Here is an 18157-nt window from a genome sequence, read left to right on the forward strand (position 1 = left end):
ATGACTGATTCGACCCAACTGTTTACGCCCTTCGCCGAAGAAATACTCCCCGGTGGAGGCCATCGTTCCTTCATTCTGAAACGCGGCCAACTCCTGCGCCTGACCGACCTGCGCGGCGGTGCCAACGTCAGCCTGACGCTGCTCAACGCCCATGAAAAAACCGAACGCCTGAACCTGCCCGACAGCCTCAAATGCCAACACACCGCCAAGCTCACCACCGGCCATTGCCTGTACTCGGACATGGGCCGCGTATTGGTGGCAATCACTGCCGACACGTGCGGCTGGAGCGACAGCCTCGGCGGCGTGCTGTGCGCTGAAGAGGTTGCGGAAAAATACGGCGCGGGCCGCTATCAGGAACTGCGCAACGGTTTCTTCCGCAACGGCACCGACAACCTGTTGGTGGAACTGGGCAAGTGGGGTTTGGGCCTCTCCGATCTGTTGATGACCCTCAACCTGTTCAGCCGTGTGAACGTCGATGAGGCCGGTCATTTCCACTTCGTCGAAGGCCATTCCAAGGCCGGTGATTACATCGAGTTGTACGCACCGATGGACACCCTGGTGGTGCTCACCGCGCTGCAACATCCGATGGACCCGGCGCCTGAGTACGCACCCAAACCGCTGAAGCTCAGCTGGATGAACGCCGATGCGAGTGTCGCCGAACACTGCCGCACCTCGCGCCCGGAAAACGAGCGCGGCTTCATCAACACCGACCGTCTGTTCGCCTGAGGATCGCTGCCATGTCACTCACTATCGCCACCGCTGCCGTTACTACAAACAGGCAGCCCGAAACCGCGATCTACCGCGCCACCATCCCCGCCGGCGAACCCTGGCTGATGGAGGTCAAGGCCGGCCAGACCTTGCGCATCCTCGACCTGGAAGGTAATCAGGCCGTCGACACCTTGTTCTACAGCCTCGCCAATCCCAAAGAGCGTTACGACGTGCAGCGCACGTTGCGCCGGCAGAACAGCGTCTACCTGAGCACCGGCAGCGTGCTCTATTCCAACCTCGGCAAACCGATGCTGACCATCGTCGCCGACACTTGCGGGCGTCACGACACCCTCGGCGGTGCCTGCGCCCAAGAGAGCAACACCGTGCGTTATGCGCTGGAGAAACGCTACATGCACAGCTGCCGCGACAACTACCTGCGCGCCTGTGTCCACGATGGTCGACTGGGCAAGGGCGACATCGGGCCGAACATCAACTTCTTCATGAATGTGCCGGTGACGGCCGACGGTGGCCTGACCTTCGAAGACGGAATTTCGGCGCCGGGCAAATACGTCGACCTGCGGGCCGAGATGGACGTGATCGTGCTGATCTCCAACTGCCCGCAACTGAACAACCCATGCAACGCCTACAACCCGACGCCTGCGGAGCTGCTGGTATGGAACTGAAAATTTCGTGCTTGCGGCGGTGGCTGTTTGCCCTGTGCCAAGCCCGTTCCGGGCAGTGCCTAAAAAAGTAAAAACACCACGAAACCCTGTGGGAGCGGGCTTGCCCGCGATAGCGGTGTGTCAGTCGACATCATTGTTGAGTGTGCTGGCCCCATCGCGGGCAAGCCCGCTCCCACAAGGTCAGCGGTGGTTTCAAGTTTAATAATTCTGCCGCCGAGGACGACCTTGGCGCCTATCGAAAAACTGCGGGACGGCCCGCATCCCAGGTAGAGGCTGATGCGTTATCGCCTCCGGGGGTTATGCCATGTTCGAAAAAGTCCTCATTGCCAACCGTGGCGCCATTGCCTGTCGCATCTTGCGTACCTTGGCTGAATTGCAGGTCAAGGGCGTTGCCGTTTACTCCGAAGCCGATGCCGCCAGCCTGCACATCCTGCAAGCCTTTGAGTCCCACAGCCTCGGCGAAGGCGCTGCCGCTGGCACTTATCTGGCGGTCGACAAAATCCTCGCCATCGCAAAAGCCACCGGCGCCACCGCGATCCATCCCGGCTACGGTTTTCTCTCGGAAAACGCTGCATTCGCCCAAGCCTGCGAAGCGGCCGACATCGCCTTCATCGGCCCCACACCGGAACAGCTTCGGGTGTTCGGCCTCAAGCACACCGCCCGCGCACTGGCCAAGCAACACGGCGTGCCAATGCTCGAAGGTACCGAGCTGCTCGATAGCCTCGATGCAGCATTGATAGCGGGCGAACAGGTCGGCTACCCGGTGATGCTCAAAAGCACCGCCGGCGGTGGCGGGATCGGTATGCGCGTATGCCGCAGCGCCGGCGAATTGAGCGAATCGTTCGAAGCCGTCAAACGCCTTGGTCAGAACAATTTCAGCGACGCTGGCGTGTTCATCGAGAAGTACATCCAGCGCGCCCGACATCTGGAAGTGCAGGTCTTCGGCGACGGCCAGGGCGAGGTGTTGGCCCTCGGCGTGCGCGACTGCTCAGTGCAGCGACGCAACCAGAAAGTCCTCGAGGAAACCCCTGCACCGAACCTGCCCGAGGGCATGGCCGAGGAACTCTGTGCAGCGGCAATCAAACTGGCCAAAGCGGTGCATTACCGCAGCGCGGGCACTGTGGAGTTCGTCTTCGACAGCGATGCCCAGCGTTTCTATTTTCTTGAAGTGAATACCCGTTTGCAGGTGGAGCACGGCGTCACAGAACAAGTGTGGGGCGTGGACCTGGTGCGCTGGATGGTGGAATTGGCGGCCGGTGATTTGCCGCCGCTGCGTGAGTTGAGCCAGGGATTGAAAGCCAACGGTCATGCGATTCAGGCACGACTCTATGCTGAAGATCCGGGTCGGGATTTCCAGCCGAGTCCCGGTCTGCTCACGGCCGTCAATTTTCCCGTTGCCGATGGCCAACACCTGCGCATCGACACGTGGGTCGAGGCCGGTTGCGAGATCCCGCCGTACTTCGATCCGATGATCGCCAAGGTCATCAGTTGGGCAGCGACTCGCGAAGCAGCACGCGTCGATCTGCATCAGGCTCTGGGCGACAGCCTACTGTATGGGGTGGAAACCAACCGCGATTACCTGCGGCAAATTCTGCTCGATGCGCCCTTTGCCAGCGGTCAGCCGTGGACCCGTTGCCTGGAAAGTCTGGTCTATCAAGCCAACACCTTTGAAGTGCTCAGCGCCGGTACGCAGACCAGCGTTCAGGACTATCCGGGACGCCTCGGTTACTGGGCGGTGGGCGTGCCGCCGTCGGGGCCGATGGACAGCCGGGCACTGCGTCTGGGCAATCGCTTGCTGGGTAATGATGAAGGTGCGGCGGCGCTGGAAATCACGATGAGTGGGCCGCTGCTGCGTTTCAATTGTGCTGCGGTGGTGGCCGTTACGGGTGCGGTGATTCCGTTGATGCTGAATGGTGAAGCGGTGCCGATGAACACCGCACTGTTGATTCCCGCCGGTGCCACTTTGAACCTCGGCACCATTGGCGGTGCAGGTGCGCGCAGCTATCTGTGCCTGCGCGGCGGCGTGCAAGTGCCGGATTATCTGGGTAGCAAAAGTACCTTCACCCTCGGCCAGTTTGGTGGCCATGCCGGTCGTGCATTGCGCGCTGGGGACGTATTGCACATTCGGACCTTGAGCGACCACAGCGCCGGGCAAAACCTGGCGAGCCAGCACGTTACCGAGTTGCCCGCCGTGCGGCAGATTCGGGTGATTTACGGCCCCCACGGCGCCCCGGAATATTTCACCGAAAACTACATCGCCACCTTCTTCGCCACGCAGTGGGAAGTGCACTTCAACTCCAGCCGAACCGGCGTGCGGTTGATTGGGCCGAAGCCTGAATGGGTGCGCGCCGACGGTGGTGAAGCCGGATTGCATCCGTCGAATATTCATGACAATCCGTACGCGATTGGCGCGGTGGATTTCACTGGTGACATGCCAGTGATTCTGGGGCCGGATGGTCCGAGCTTGGGCGGGTTTGTCTGCCCGGTGACGGTGATCGAGGCGGACCTTTGGCAGCTGGGGCAGCTCAAGGCTGGGGACAAAGTTCAGTTCGTCCCGGTCGATCTCAAAACCGCGCGCAATCTCGCCTTGAAATGGGATTCCTGTGGGAGTGGGCTTGCTCACGAAGAAGTTGATGCGGTGCCTGATCTGGCCCCTTCGCGAGCAAGCCCGCTCCCGCAGGGAATTGCGTCGCCTGTGGTGTTGGATTTGGGTCAGGACGACACGAGACTGGTTGCAAGGTTATCGGGCGACACTCATTTGTTATTGGAAATCGGTGCCCCCGAACTGGACCTGGTCCTGCGCTTTCGCGCCCACGCGTTGATGCAGGCACTGGAAAGCAAACACCTGCACGGCGTGATCGACCTGACGCCGGGCATCCGCTCGCTGCAAGTGCACTACCAACCCGAACAACTGCCGCTGGCCGATCTGCTGGGTATTGTCGCCGGTGAATGGGACGCCGTGTGCGCCGCCAAGGACCTGCAAGTGCCCTCGCGCATCGTCCATCTGCCGCTGTCCTGGGATGACCCGGCCTGCCAGTTGGCCATCGAGAAATACATGACCACCGTGCGTAAAGACGCGCCCTGGTGCCCGAGCAATCTGGAGTTCATCCGCCGCATCAACGACCTGCCGAACCTCGACGAAGTGCAGCGCACCGTGTTCGACGCCAGCTATCTGGTCATGGGCCTGGGCGACGTCTATCTCGGCGCACCGGTCGCCACCCCGCTCGATCCTCGGCATCGCCTGGTGACGACCAAGTACAACCCGGCCCGCACCTGGACCGCGGAAAACTCGGTAGGCATCGGCGGCGCCTATATGTGCGTGTACGGCATGGAAGGCCCCGGGGGTTATCAGTTCGTCGGTCGCACGCTGCAGATGTGGAATCGCTACCGCGAAGTCGCCGCGTTCGATGGCAAGCCGTGGCTGCTGCGCTTCTTCGATCAGATCCGGTTCTACCCGGTGAGCGCCGATGAACTGCTGCGCATTCGTCGGGATTTCCCGCTTGGGCGCTTTGATCTGAACATCGAACACAGTCAGCTGAATCTGGCGGATTACCAGGCGTTTTTGACGAAAGAAGCCCAGAGCATCGCGGCCTTTCGGGATCAGCAAAAAAACGCGTTCAACGCCGAGCGCGAACGCTGGATCGCCAGCGGCCAAGCGCATTTCGACAGCGAAGAGCTGGCCCCGGAAGTTGCCGAAGATGCACCGTTAGCCGACGGTCAGCAGAGCATCGACAGCCACATCGCCGGCAACCTCTGGCAGGTTCAGGTGCAGGCTGGCAGCCGGGTCGCGGCGGGGGATGTGCTGGTGATTCTGGAGTCGATGAAGATGGAAATCCCGCTGCTCGCGCCCATGGCGGGCGTGGTGCGCGAGATTCGCGTGCAACCGGGTTCGGCGGTGCGCGCCGGGCAGCGTGTGGTGGTGCTGGAACTCGATTCAAGCCATTAAAAAAGGATTAACGCCATGAACATCAATCTGCAACTCGACGCCCTGCGCAACGCTTACCGTGACGGCAGCACTACGCCTCGGCAACTGCTGCTGAGCCTGCGTGAAAAAGCCGCGGCCCTGAACCCGGACTATCACTTGTTCATCCATTTGCTCAGTGTCGAGGATCTGGAACCCTACCTCGCCGCACTCGACGATCGCGACCCAGACAGCCTGCCGCTGTACGGCGTGCCGTTCGCGATCAAGGACAACATCGACCTGGGGGGCATTCCCACCACCGCGGCGTGTCCGGCGTTTGCCTATGTGCCGGAACGCTCGGCAACCATCGTCGAGCAACTGCTGGCGCTGGGGGCGATTCCGTTGGGCAAGACCAATCTCGACCAATTCGCCACTGGCCTCAATGGCAGCCGCTCGCCGTATGGCGCTTGCCCGAACAGCGTGTTGCCGGAGTATCCGTCGGGCGGTTCCAGCGCCGGGTCTTCACTGGCGGTGGCGCTCGGCGTGGCGAGCTTTTCCCTGGGCACGGACACGGCAGGCTCCGGTCGCGTACCAGCGGCATTGAATAATCTGGTCGGTTTGAAAGCCAGCAAAGGGCTGATCTCCACTGCCGGTGTGGTGCCGGCCTGTCGAACGCTCGATTGCGTCACGACCTTCACGGCCACGGCCCGGGAAGCCAGTCAGTTGCTCGCGCTCACCGCTCATCTCGATCCACGGGACGAATACAGCCGCAGTAATCCGCTGTGGAATGACGGTTCGGCCTTCGGTACACCGCGTCCATTCCGTTTCGGTGTACCCCGTGCGCAGGATCTGGCGTTCTTCGGCTGCCCTGAAGGCCCGTTGTTGTTCGGCGACGCCATCGACCAACTCAAAGCCATGGGCGGCGAAGCGGTCGAGCTGGATTTGTCGCCGTTTCTCGAAGCGGCGCGGTTGCTCTACGAAGGGCCGTGGGTGGCGGAACGTTACAGCGTCGCCGGCGAGTTGATGGAGCAACATCCTCAAGCCGTGCTGCCGGTGATTCGCGCCGTATTGGCCAAGGCCCCAGCGGTAACCGGCGTGCAAACCTTCCGCGCCCAATACCGTCTGCAGGCCTTGAAAGCGCTGTGCGACAAAGCTTTGGAAGGCCTTGATTGCGTGGTCACGCCAACCATCGGCCGCCCGGTGACACTGGCGCAGCTTGCGGCCGAACCGGTGCTGCGCAACTCGGAACTGGGCTACTACACCAACTTCATGAACCTGCTCGATTACGCCGCCGTCGCCGTGCCCAGCGGATTCATGGGCAATGGTTTGCCATGGGGCGTGACGTTGTTCGGCCGGACGTTTACCGATCAGTATCTGTTGAGCGTGGCGGATGCCTTGCAACGTCAGCAAGGCTTGGCCGCACCTGCGCCGACGAATAGTGCGCGCAATGATCGCGCACGGCTGGTGGTGTGCGGTGCGCACCTGGATGGGCTGGCGCTGAACTGGCAACTCAAGCAACGTGGAGCCCGTTTGCTCGAAGCCACTTACAGTTCCCCCGACTATCAGCTGTATGCCCTGGCCGGTGGCCCACCCTATCGCCCTGGCATGGTCCGAGTGAAGGAAGGTGGCGCGGCGATTGCGGTGGAAGTATGGGAGTTGCCAAGCAGTGAGCTGGGTTCGTTCCTGACCGCCATTCCCGCGCCGCTGGGGCTGGGCAAGGTACAACTGGCGGATGGGCGATGGGAGAGCGGGTTTATCTGTGAGCCCTATGGGCTGGAGGGGGCGGTGGATATCAGTCATTTGGGCGGGTGGCGTGCGTATCTGCAAGATCGGCATTGATTTCCAGGATCGCCGGCTTGCGCAGGAATGCTTGCCGGCCGATCATGCGCGGTCTCGGGCCAAGCAAACCGGCCGTAATCGAATGCTCCTCATGAATAAACCTGACCTCTGCCCGGCTTGCGGCGCCGCCAACGACTGCAGCCTGGCTGACCCGCGAACCGTCGATCGTGCCTGCTGGTGCTACGGCGTCAGCATCGATCCGGCGGTGCTCCAGGCATTGCCCGCTGAGCTGCGCGACAAGTCCTGCCTGTGCCCGGCCTGCGCCCAGGTCGAGATGCAGTTGCAAGCAGCCGCCTGGCCGATCACGTAAGATGCGCGGCACTCTCCCACCGAATCCCCCCACCGATCCCTGACCATGCGCGTTGACCGCTTCCTCAGCAACCTGCCCCGCTTCAACCGTAAGCAGGTACGCCTGTTGCTGGTGGAAAAGCGCGTCAGGGTCGACGGAGAAGTCGTCAGCGACCCCCACGCCGAGGTGCTCGAGTTCAGCCGCGTGGAAGTCGACGACGAGGTGCTGCAAGTTGGCAAGCCGGCCCGCTACTTCATGCTGCACAAACCGCCCGGCTGCGTCAGTGCCACCCGCGACCCGCAACACCCTACGGTGCTCGACCTGATCGATGAACCGGACAAGGAAGACTTGCACATCGCCGGTCGCCTCGACTTCAACACCACCGGCCTGATGCTGATCACCAACGATGGCAGCTGGTCGCGACGCCTGACCCAACCGCAGACCAAACTGCCCAAGGTCTATTACGTCGAGACCGAGCAGAACATCACTGCCGAATACGCGATCACCTTCGCCAAAGGGTTGTATTTCGCCTTCGAAGACCTCACTACACAACCTGCCGAATTGGTTGTGCTCGGGCCAAAATCTGCGCGCCTGAGCATCGTCGAAGGCCGCTATCATCAGGTAAAACGGATGTTCGGCCACTTCGACAACAAGGTGGTGCGCCTGCACCGCGAATGCATGGGACCGTTGGTACTCGACGCTGTGTTGAAGCCCGGCGAGTACCGGCCGTTGAGTCGTGAAGAGATCCGATTGATCTAAGCAGACGACCGCTCAGCAGATGTTGTCGAACAATTTACGAAAGATACTTGCGCGATGACGTGACCCCTGCTTGAATCAGGACGTCGGCGCGAAACGTGACCGACGAGTCACCAAAACTACTCTAAGAAACTTTTTGCCGGCAGAGAACCCTCAGGTTCCGCCTTCCCCCGGCAAACTGCCCGCTTATAACAATACCCGTCGACCAGCGTGCAATGGATCGACATGGGCCTTCAAAAATTCCAGGCGTATGCCTACCTGTCACAAAGCTCGTGCAATCTGATTTGCGCGCATACCCGCTTGCCAGGAGTCTTATGTCATGAGGCCAGAAATCGCTGTGCTGGATATACAGGGTCAGTATCGGGTTTACACGGAGTTCTATCGCGCAGACGCCGCAGAGAAGACCATTATTCTGGTCAACGGCTCGATGTCCACGACTGCGTCGTTTGCACAGACCGTGAAAAACCTTTACCCAGAGTTCAATGTGGTGTGCTACGACCAGCCCTACGCGGGCAAGTCCAAGGCCCACAACCTGCATGAGAAAATGCTCACCAAGGAAATCGAAGGGCAGATCCTCCTTGAGCTGATCGACCACTTCGCCGCCGAGCATGTGCTGTCGTTTTCCTTTGGTGGCGCCGCCACGCTCGTCGCCCTCGCGCAACAGCCACGGCGCATCGAAAAGGCTGTGATCAGCTCGTTCTCGCCGGTGGTCAACGAGCACATGCTCGACTACCTTGAGCGCGGTGTCGATTATCTCGGCAGCCGTGACGGGAACCGGGTCGGTGACTTGGTGAACAGCACCATCGGCAAACACCTGCCCTCGCTGTTCAAGCGCTTCAACTACCGTCACGTCAGTTCGTTGGCCGAACATGAATACGGGCAGATGCATTTTCACATCAACGACGTGCTCAACAGCGACCGCCAGTGCTACCTGAACGCGGCAAAGAAAATCAACGTGCCGGTGCTGTTCATGAACGGCGAATGGGACGAGTACACAGCCGCCGCCGATGCCAAGCTGTTCGCCGGCCACGTGCAGCACAGCACCTTCAGCACCCTTCAGGCCACCGGCCACTTTCTCGACATGGAGCACAAAGCGGCCTGCCGAGACAGCCGCAACGCACTGCTGGGTTTCCTGAAACCGGCGCAACACGAAAGCCGACCGCGTTACCAGTACGTCCAGGACCAACATGCATTGGCAATCTGAAACAGAGTCATCGCGAGCAAGCTCAGCCCTGCAGCGTTAAACGCATTCCTGTAGGAGCGAGGCTTGCCCGCGAATGACCGCCATGCGGTCTCGGCTTTCGTTTCACCCGTGCTAAAGCCATCGCGTGCAAAGAAAAACTTCATTTTCACGCGCACATCTGGTACAAAGTCAGCCGCTCTGAGCGGGTGTCGTATAATGGCATTACTCCAGCTTCCCAAGCTGATAACGAGGGTTCTTATTGGACAGCCCGTTTTGGTGAGTAAAGACTGGCGCAAAAAGCGGGTATAGTTTAGTGGTAAAACGAAAGCTTCCCAAGCTTTAGTTGAGGGTTCGATTCCCTCTACCCGCTCCATCTCCTTCCAGTCAAACCCCGTATTCTTTGCCTTTCAGAGCACTTAAGCCGACGAAAGCGAATTCCTCCCCATGCTGGCTTCACAGCACCCTGTCAAACCGTTTCGGTTAGAAATCTGCCTGCAGTCACCGACCAAAGTGGTGAGTAAAGGGCTGCGACACTGGCCCGCAACAAGATCGCACCTTTATACCCACGCCCCACAAAATCCTTTCCCCATTTTCGATATTTAGCCACATATTGATCGCCTCCCAGCTAGTCTCTTCCCGTGAAGAATTCCAACCTCAAAGACCAGTAACCCACATGAGGCAGCCCCCGCCGCCGCCCCCAGGAATTCCAGTAACGCCCTGACAATCCGGTAGCGAGATCCGAAGAGCCAGAACAGTCGAGAGCAGATCCGCCCCATCCCAATGTGGCGATTCAAAATCTGGAGCTCCACAAGGAAGTGAAAAGGATAGCGATGAACACCCGCGCCAGTAGAGAACCCAGACCTCACGCTACCCCTATAGCGAATAACGACTGTTTTGAGCAGCTCATGCACCTCGTAAGCATGAACGGTTATGCATTCACCAGAACCTTGCTTCCTGAATCATCAACCCAAGAAATCGCAATTCGCCTCGGCTCCATTCTTGATCCACAGAAAATTGCACCAGGCCATGGGATCGCAACCGTTCAGACGTTGAAGCCACGAGAGTCAAGTGACCTCGACCTTCAAACCTACGGCGGAGTTTATGGCCGAAACGAATTTCCACTTCATTCCGACTACGCCCACTGGGGATCACCACCCCGCTTCCTGATGCTGCGCTGCCTTGAGGGCACCCCCTCGGTGAGTACCTATCTACTGCCAGCCTCTGACATTCTTGAGCATGCAGATGGACTCGCAGAAAGAGCTGTCGTAGTGCCGCGCAGAGCCCAGCCTGGAAGGATGCTATGCCCCATGCCAGTTTGCTTCCGAGATGGGGGAAATGCGGGACTGCGCTGGGACTATCTGTTTCTCAAACCACTGAATCAGGCTGCAATCAGAGTCGGCAAAAGCATCAAATCGATCCAAGAAATCCGTCGTATCGATGTCTGTCTGGCCGATCCCGGAGATACGCTAATTATTGATAACTGGCGAATGCTACATGGACGGTCTTCGGTTCCAAGCGCGACACACCGACGATTGGAGCGCATCTACATTTCAAAACTTTGGGAGCAGTGATGAATACAAGCGTGGATAGTTCACCTTGGGCCAAAGACACTCTACTAAGCAAGGCTCAGCTGTACGCGGATCAGATGAGCACCTACTCACCTGATGACTGGCAGTTTGGGTTGTTTTCATCATTGGGATTGGAGTTTCTCGCTCGTGCAGCCCTCTCAAACATTTCACCGGCTCTCCTCGCGGATCAACAGAACTGGCGCAATTTGATGTACGCGATGGGGAAAGAGGCAACGAGCAAACAGTTCTCTGCCGCCTCGATCGGCACGAAAGAGGTCTTAGCCAGACTGGCAGAGCTGCTTCCAACCTTCACTGCTGAGATTGCAGGCTTTTGCGCCAAGCATGTCGAGCGTAGAAACATCGAGCTGCACACTGGAGAAGCGGTATTTCTAACTGCCTCCAATTCTGAGTGGCTTCCTCGTTACTACCGAGCTTGCTCCGTGTTACTAGAGTCGATGGATAGACCGCTGAGCAGCCTCATGCCTGACGCCCAGAAAGCCAAGGAGATGATTGAGTCGCTGGAGGATGCATCCGCCAAAGCAGTGGATCAGGACATCAAAGCCCACGCGAAGGTTTGGGGCAACAAAAGTGACAAGGAGAGGCGGGTTTCAGAAGCCCAGGCAGACGCTTGGGCTACAAGGCAAGCCGGTCACCGTTGCCAATGTCCAGCTTGCAAGTCCGCAGCATTGCTACATGGCACCCCGATAGGGACGGTAGCAACAACAATTGGAGATGACGAGGTGACGCAGCGCCAGGGCATGCTTCCCTCCTCCTTCGAATGTGTTGCCTGCCTGCTCAAGATCTCCGGCTATTCGAAACTCTCCGCGTGCGGTCTCGGAAACGTCTTTACGGAGACGTCCAGATACTCAGCTGCAGAATTCTTTGATCTCTATACCGAGGATGATCTTGAGGATGCGAAGCGCGAAGGCCACGATTACGAAAGGGACAACAACGAGTAGAGCTGGTCGGCTGAAGTACTCAGCCCCACCAATGCACCACGGTCGGCGGTAATAACAGCCGACCGATCAGAATCCCTATCTCGCTAACCTTCGAAACTACGTCACTTCCCGCACCAACACCCACGACAACGCACGAGGAAGCCTTAGCTAGACTTGCCAACTTCTAAAATGAATGTAATATCCGGCACGAATTTATACATGAATCAGATAAGTCTGTCAATATATGCTTAAATCGTTTTTCCAAAATTCTTTCGCCACCGCCCAGAATCCCAGTTTAGCTGCCCGGAAGCCTCACTCACCCACTGCCGGCACCCTTTCACACCTTCGACTTGAGGCAGCGACCACTGCTGCCTACGCACGAAAGCCCTCACTGCTCACCAGCTTGGAGACGGAGGCGCTGTCGACTGCGAAAACCCCATCCTTCGATGCGACCTTTGGTGGGACAGGTCAATGAAGAATGTACGCCTCATAAATCGGGGGATTCCACGTCTCTATGAGACCGACACCGGCAAACCTATAGACGCATTCAACGCCTATTCGGATCTACTGTTCAACAATCTGTATCACTCAAGCGGCGCGAGCACTCCCACGATCTACTGTCCCGATGTGGCCGAGTTCTTTGACTACGGGTACGAAACCGGAATCTTAGGTGCTAGGTGCCTCACCCCAGAGGCGGCACACGCGACTATGTGCCAGTACCGGAACTATCTGACTGAAGGCGCGCAGAGCAAAGACTTCGTCATCAGAAGAGCAGCCATCGCGCTGAATCACCGACCTGTAAGTCCCGCGTTTGCGGCGCGCAAGATAGCAGCCGTCAACCATTTTCTACATAACAGCACGAGAGTGGCTCAAGACACTGCGGCACACCGGAGCATTCTTGCCGGAGAGAAACCTCTTCCGCCCGTGATGCCGCTGGTGATCAAACCCAGGCGAAGGAGCCTGGCAGAAAGAGAGCGTATCTTTGAGGAGACGCTTCAATTCGGCACACCCAGAACCGATTTCGCTTTTGCCCGAGGCGGAATCCCCAGCCTCAAGGTAAAACGCATCAATGCGAAACGGGACTTTCCGACCTGCCATATCCTGAGCCTGCTACGCCACGCACCTTCTGCATACTATCGCTGCCTCTGGGCGTTACAAGCCGGGGGAGGCTTGCGGATTTCGGAGATTTTTTTGGTTCGCAGGAGTGACATTAACTCCAATAATGAAACTATTAGGATTGAAGATCCGAACAATCGTCGTGATCCATCAAAGAAGAAGGAAAAGAAAAAAGACGGCTCCAATATCGCTTACAAAGGACGCGAGACGGCATCAGTCATTATGTTTGAGCCCTATAAAAGTATATTTTTCGAGGCGCTGGACGAATACGAAAAAGAGCGCCCAACTTCGTCAAGCGATTTCCTGTTCGTGTCAGAAAAACGAGAATCGCATGGCGAATCAGTTATTCAATCAGCTCTATTTAATACCACAACCAAAACCTATAACACAGAGCTCAGAAAAGCCCAAATAGCAGCGGGTATTGCAGGAGAAGGTGAAAAGTTTTTTACCTCTCATAGCCTTCGCCACTTCTATGGTAACTGGGCACGAAACTGCGTCTACATCCCCGGACGCAACCGCGTGGGTCTTGAACTTTCCGAGATTCAACTTCTAATGGGTCACAAAGACATCAAGTCAACTGAACGCTATGCCAAGCTGGACGAACTAAATGTGGCGGCTGAGATAGCGTCAGCCAATCAGCTTGTTCATGGCTGGAGCACATCCTATAGCGCTGATTTGGTTAGAGCACAAACCTACGCGCGACTTGCAGATGAGCTTCTGGCGAGGGCAGCCTAATGATCAATACATCAGATTTGATCATCTGGACAAAAAAAGGGACTATCCGTCGAGCAATCGAGATTCTGAAAGACCTCGAATGCACCAGTGCTACAAATGCAAAATACAATGGGAAGCCCATAGAAGAAATCTTTAACCTTCAGGCTCGCTCCCGAATAGCTCTTTGCATCTTAGTTCAGAAGACAGATATCGAGCGATTCAGCAAAGAGACCTTTGACACTCTTTATAATATCACAAAAGCCCCAAAGACAGACAGGCGTCATCTGAAAGAACTCTACGAAAAAGTGGTAGGAACCCCTCCCGCTTACCTAGAGGATGTTGAGGGACTTCGCTCTCCGCTTCGAGCAATGTTTGCAATTTTGTGGTCGGAAGGCGCCCTCACCTTACCCTATACATTCAACCTAGACGGAGCCTGGCAAAAATTCCCGCAACTCAAAGAAATCAGCCACGGATTCATTCATAATTTCACAAAGAACTCACCATCGCTATTCAAGTACGCGCGCGCATTCCAGTATAGAACCACTTGGCATACGCTAGCAGACATTTCATTTTCTGAACTATGGGAAGCCGCACCCAGAGTTATTGACATTCAAAAAGTGATAAGAGACTCTGGACAACTAAAAAATCTGGATTTCGGCTACCTGTCTTTTATAAAGCTGATTTCAGAACACCATCCTGGAATTGTCTCTCCAGACCAGTATTTTCATTTGGAAAAATACCACCAACATCTTCAGCAAAAGCCAAGGGCTTCAACTGCTCTTGAAAACCGCCAAAGCTTTGAGGCATTCAGGGATATGTGGGGGGTAGATTTGGAGTCATGGAAAAATATGACTCCCAAGGAGCGCGAGCACCTGCGCTATGAAAAGCGAACCCACCACTTACATGTCGCTTATCAGTTAGCGAATCAACAAGAGGCTACCGAAAAGCGGAAGGCCGTCATCATCGAGGCTCAGGAAAACTCTACGCCCGAGGAATTAGCTAAGGTTATAAAAAAAGCGGTTACTCGCACTTCAAAAGACTTCTCATGGTTGGCTAATGGCGCTTATATTGGACTAGAACATGTCAACATAAACTATCTATCATCCCACTGGAAAGCTGCTATTGGCCTTCTGAGCGATCATCTTGACAAGAAGGGTATACATGGGCGAGCCAGAAATAATTATTACATCGAAGTAACATTGCTGCTAGATTACATTTTTTGCTATCTGCCTCTCTGGAAGCAAAAGAACCAAAACAGCATAATTGACTTACCTCGCTTACTCACCGATTTCCATCGTACAGTATTCTGGAGCGATGACTACGTAGATACTGAAAACACATACCCAGATTCCGAAGACCACACCGCCAGTAACGACGAACTAAGCATCCTCAGAAAAAAGAACCTGCCACTCACGGCAATTCAATTTTATCTGCAATGCTATAGCCGAAAGACAGCCGCATCATTTGTATCAACCATCCATCTTCTATTTGACCTAGCGTGCGCAAAAGGCGTAGATCGCTATATCGATGATGAGGCGCTTAACGACGGAACTCTTGTCAACCCTGTATTCCCCAAGCTCGACTCGCCAGGGAGCGGCGGGCGGACGAAGACTGACAAAGTTGTCCTTCCGCTAGCTTCAGTTCCAGTTGCAAAAGAGTACATGCTTGCAATCGACGACATAGGGACAACGATACGAGCGAAGATTCTGGCTGGCGAAATGTCTGCCGAACTTCAAAATAAGATCAGATCCGAAGATTGGATTGATTTGGAAGAAGTTGGAATAGCTTATACTATCAAGCTAATCAACCCCAATACTCAAGCCATTGCTAAGGAGATACCGCTCCAAAGAATCGCAAATGCATACCACTGGCACCATGGTCGTTACAACGGCAAATTGGCCTGGATACCATGGCTATCAGCAAACAGGATGCTCACTGTTGCGATGTATGGCGGCCTGCGTATGCAAAACTGCCAATGGCTCGATATACTATCATTCGATAAATATTATTCACCTGAAAAAACTGTACTCGGATATACCACTCTATTCGTCAACACAGATAAAAATGGGGACAGCAGGCCCGTCTCGTTACCAACAGAAGTTTTTGAGCGTTTACTGGAAGAGCGCCAATTTCAAAATTCTTGGCGCCCTGTAACCCCGATTCACTACGAAAACAATCCTAAGGATCAAAAATACGGGGAAATTCATCCATTATTCAGAAGCCCATTCAATAAGAATGGCTTGCCCTTTTCGGACAACGCATACTCCAGCAAGTGGATCAGAATACTGAATGGAATTGAGTCCGTATACAATTCGATTGTACCAGACCATAAAAAACACAGCTTTACAACTGTCAACTCTAAAGGGGTAACGCTAGCAGTCCATACGCCGCACGCACTGCGTGCCACATGGATTACTTACATGGGGATTTATGGGCACCTTCCTCCGGCGATAATGGGAGAACAAGTGGCGCATGCCAATCCGAAATCGAGCATCTATTATACAGCACCCACTCTTCAGCAAACGGAAGAGCATATTCGCGCAGCTGAAATCAAGGCTAGTCAAGCGAGTTGGGACTCGCTGTGGCATGAACAATCTGCACAAACACCGCAAAATGGTTTGAAAGCGGCATGGCAAGCCGATGCCGCGAGGGCCGCACAAAGCCATGGCTTAGTTAGCCTCAGCTCGCCTGTAGTTGAACTAGAGAATGCAGGACTAAAACTTATAAAGCTTCAAAATGTAACGGATATTGGATGGTACCAATTATGCGCTTGCATGGCCAATGGGAAATGCCCAAAAGAATTGTTGGCATTTACTACCTGCGCTAAGACCTGTGGAATGTGTCCACACGCCGTATTTGGTGTAAGCCACCTGCCTGCTATTAACGCGAAGATGCGCTTTCTCATCGATGAGTGCGAAGCACTACAAGAGCAGTTAACTGCAACCTCCACAGCTCAGCCTGCATCACAGACCATACATGATCTTCACCACTTATTGACCGTATCGAAACTTGAACTAGCAGGCCTTGAACAGGTTCGGCAAATCCTAAATAAGCACATGGAAAGTGATGAATACAGAACCAAATACATTTCTCGTCACGGGGATCTCCGTGACCGTTGTTTAGAATATGACGACCAAGATCCTGTTCAACGCTTTCTTGCGAACATCATTGATGGCCGCGAGTTTCCTGCTTTTACCGCTAAAAACTATCTTATTCGCCTGAAAAAAATTGCATCTCAGCCACACCTGTTGTCCATTGCTCTGGCAAAACCTGAAGAAAGGGAGATCATTGCAAATCAGATCATTTACATGCTCGACAACACAGGCATTACAATACCTGAGCTTGCTCAGCGCATGGAAGACCAAACACTTTTCAGAATTGGACACGCAGCATGAGCAAAGCAAATGCTCACCTCGAAAAACATCAAGCCGACCAGCTTGATGCCACTCTAAGGAGGTTAGATGAGACTCTTTCCGAGTGGGTTTCGACCAAAAAAACATTTAAGTCTCTTTCTAAGTTAGCTACAGAACTAGCTAAAACTCTTGGATACGATAGGACGCTTTTCCTTGCAAAGCCCGACCCTAAAAAATCTCAGAACCATGGGATACATCGCGTATTAGTCGACAAATACGTAGGACGGCTAGTTCCCGGTAAGCCTATAGTCCCCTATGAAGTACTGGAAGCTCAGCTTAAGGAGACTCAGCGTCAGCTTGTCATGATTGAAGATGCCTACAAGGCTGGCTTGAGAAGGAAAAATACACTTCAGCCAGAAGCGGGTTCAAGCACCACTCAGGTCAATTTTTTCTATGAGTTCGAACAGACTTGTTTGGTTTTACAAAAGCTTTTGCGACACCCGAATACTGGCTTGGAGATAATTGACGGAGAACTATATGACACAGCACCTATCGTTGGTGACATCGTCCTCATCTGCAAAGCCGAGCGCTGCAAACCCTACCTCGACTGGCAGTCAGGGAAAGGGAACCTTGCTCGCAAACTTCTCAGCGCTGACAGCCCAGAGTGACGACGCAGTCAAACTAAAAAAATGGGCGATTTCAGTGCTCTCTGAAGGCCATCCGCTAGCAATGCGCGCGGGCAACTTGCAGTTGTCCTGGGTGGCGAGCGAAAGCGGCATCGACCGCCAGAAGTTTTACCCTGGTCGAGGGCCGAAAGACCTTCATGATCTGATAGCGGCGCTGTCGGAATACGCAAAGTCCTGCCCGCCCTCATCGACTGGCTCAAGTCGAAAACCAGGTAACGACGTATCTGCGCTTCGGGCGGCCTTGAAGGCACAACACCTGAAATCACGCGAGCTCAGAGCAGAGGTCAACCGGCTGAAGCTCATGCATGACCTGATTCACTCTGGGAAGCCCATGGTCTATTGATGAAGCAATACCTAGTGATAAGCGTCCTCCACCGACTTGATCGACGTACCGTCTTCTCCACAATCGACATCAGCAGAAAT

13 protein-coding genes and 1 tRNA gene are annotated in these 18157 nt (G+C 55.3%); all 14 read left to right on the top strand.

From position 1 onward, the window contains the following. The 14 genes from MMG91_RS11845 (at position 1) to MMG91_RS11910 (ending at position 18077) form a co-directional block, all read left to right on the top strand. Positions 1-726 (top strand): urea amidolyase associated protein UAAP1, encoded by a 726-nt coding sequence (locus MMG91_RS11845; RefSeq protein ID WP_310659676.1) that lies wholly within the window; start codon positions 1-3, stop codon positions 724-726. Between the two features lie 11 nt (positions 727-737). Further along, positions 738-1391 carry an urea amidolyase associated protein UAAP2 gene (locus tag MMG91_RS11850; protein WP_310659677.1) on the top strand — a complete coding sequence of 218 codons (654 nt, stop codon included), beginning with the start codon at positions 738-740 and terminating at the stop codon, positions 1389-1391. Between the two features lie 304 nt (positions 1392-1695). Then, complete coding sequence (gene uca, locus MMG91_RS11855; RefSeq protein ID WP_310659678.1) at positions 1696-5337, top strand: urea carboxylase; 3642 nt, start codon at positions 1696-1698, stop codon at positions 5335-5337. Between the two features lie 15 nt (positions 5338-5352). Then, entirely contained in the window at positions 5353-7131 is a 1779-nt protein-coding gene (atzF, locus tag MMG91_RS11860) for an allophanate hydrolase (RefSeq protein WP_310659679.1), read from the top strand. 91 nt (positions 7132-7222) lie between these two features. Continuing rightward, on the top strand, positions 7223-7441 hold the full coding sequence (locus tag MMG91_RS11865; RefSeq protein ID WP_305448540.1) for a cysteine-rich CWC family protein: 219 nt from the start codon (positions 7223-7225) through the stop codon (positions 7439-7441). Positions 7442-7486: 45 nt separating this feature from the next. Then, positions 7487-8179: a pseudouridine synthase gene (locus MMG91_RS11870; RefSeq protein WP_305448539.1), complete on the top strand. Its 693-nt coding sequence runs from the start codon at positions 7487-7489 to the stop codon at positions 8177-8179. A 316-nt stretch (positions 8180-8495) separates the two neighbouring features. Continuing rightward, positions 8496-9380, top strand: a complete 885-nt coding sequence (locus tag MMG91_RS11875) for an alpha/beta fold hydrolase (protein ID WP_305448538.1) — start codon at positions 8496-8498, stop codon at positions 9378-9380. 278 nt (positions 9381-9658) lie between these two features. Next, a tRNA-Gly gene (locus MMG91_RS11880) sits at positions 9659-9732 on the top strand. A gap of 532 nt (positions 9733-10264) precedes the next feature. Continuing rightward, on the top strand, positions 10265-10930 hold the full coding sequence (locus MMG91_RS11885) for a hypothetical protein (protein ID WP_310659680.1): 666 nt from the start codon (positions 10265-10267) through the stop codon (positions 10928-10930). Then, positions 10930-11886 carry a hypothetical protein gene (locus MMG91_RS11890; RefSeq protein WP_310659681.1) on the top strand — a complete coding sequence of 319 codons (957 nt, stop codon included), beginning with the start codon at positions 10930-10932 and terminating at the stop codon, positions 11884-11886. Before MMG91_RS11885 ends, MMG91_RS11890 begins: the two co-directional genes overlap by 1 nt. 450 nt (positions 11887-12336) lie before the next feature. Further along, positions 12337-13716: a site-specific integrase gene (locus MMG91_RS11895; protein ID WP_310659682.1), complete on the top strand. Its 1380-nt coding sequence runs from the start codon at positions 12337-12339 to the stop codon at positions 13714-13716. Then, a complete protein-coding gene (locus MMG91_RS11900) occupies positions 13716-17090 on the top strand; it encodes a hypothetical protein (RefSeq protein WP_310659683.1) in 3375 nt (1124 codons plus the stop codon). The genes MMG91_RS11895 and MMG91_RS11900 overlap by 1 nt, the downstream gene beginning before the upstream one ends. Beyond that, complete coding sequence (locus tag MMG91_RS11905) at positions 17087-17716, top strand: hypothetical protein (RefSeq protein WP_310659684.1); 630 nt, start codon at positions 17087-17089, stop codon at positions 17714-17716. The genes MMG91_RS11900 and MMG91_RS11905 overlap by 4 nt, the downstream gene beginning before the upstream one ends. Beyond that, positions 17679-18077, top strand: a complete 399-nt coding sequence (locus MMG91_RS11910; protein WP_310659685.1) for a hypothetical protein — start codon at positions 17679-17681, stop codon at positions 18075-18077. The genes MMG91_RS11905 and MMG91_RS11910 overlap by 38 nt, the downstream gene beginning before the upstream one ends. The last annotated feature ends 80 nt before the right edge of the window (positions 18078-18157 follow it).

This window comes from Pseudomonas sp. JL3 (genome assembly GCF_031570575.1).
GTDB lineage: Bacteria > Pseudomonadota > Gammaproteobacteria > Pseudomonadales > Pseudomonadaceae > Aquipseudomonas > Aquipseudomonas cucumis.

Bases quoted from the DNA above. Each gene is read 5' to 3' on its own strand.
- MMG91_RS11845 (WP_310659676.1), top strand. From the start codon at position 1: ATGACTGATTCGACCCAACTGTTTACGCCCTTCGCCGAAGAAATACTC.
- MMG91_RS11850 (WP_310659677.1), top strand. From the start codon at position 738: ATGTCACTCACTATCGCCACCGCTGCCGTTACTACAAACAGGCAGCCC.
- uca (WP_310659678.1), top strand. From the start codon at position 1,696: ATGTTCGAAAAAGTCCTCATTGCCAACCGTGGCGCCATTGCCTGTCGC.
- atzF (WP_310659679.1), top strand. From the start codon at position 5,353: ATGAACATCAATCTGCAACTCGACGCCCTGCGCAACGCTTACCGTGAC.
- MMG91_RS11865 (WP_305448540.1), top strand. From the start codon at position 7,223: ATGAATAAACCTGACCTCTGCCCGGCTTGCGGCGCCGCCAACGACTGC.
- MMG91_RS11870 (WP_305448539.1), top strand. From the start codon at position 7,487: ATGCGCGTTGACCGCTTCCTCAGCAACCTGCCCCGCTTCAACCGTAAG.
- MMG91_RS11875 (WP_305448538.1), top strand. From the start codon at position 8,496: ATGAGGCCAGAAATCGCTGTGCTGGATATACAGGGTCAGTATCGGGTT.
- MMG91_RS11885 (WP_310659680.1), top strand. From the start codon at position 10,265: ATGCACCTCGTAAGCATGAACGGTTATGCATTCACCAGAACCTTGCTT.
- MMG91_RS11890 (WP_310659681.1), top strand. From the start codon at position 10,930: ATGAATACAAGCGTGGATAGTTCACCTTGGGCCAAAGACACTCTACTA.
- MMG91_RS11895 (WP_310659682.1), top strand. From the start codon at position 12,337: ATGAAGAATGTACGCCTCATAAATCGGGGGATTCCACGTCTCTATGAG.
- MMG91_RS11900 (WP_310659683.1), top strand. From the start codon at position 13,716: ATGATCAATACATCAGATTTGATCATCTGGACAAAAAAAGGGACTATC.
- MMG91_RS11905 (WP_310659684.1), top strand. From the start codon at position 17,087: ATGAGCAAAGCAAATGCTCACCTCGAAAAACATCAAGCCGACCAGCTT.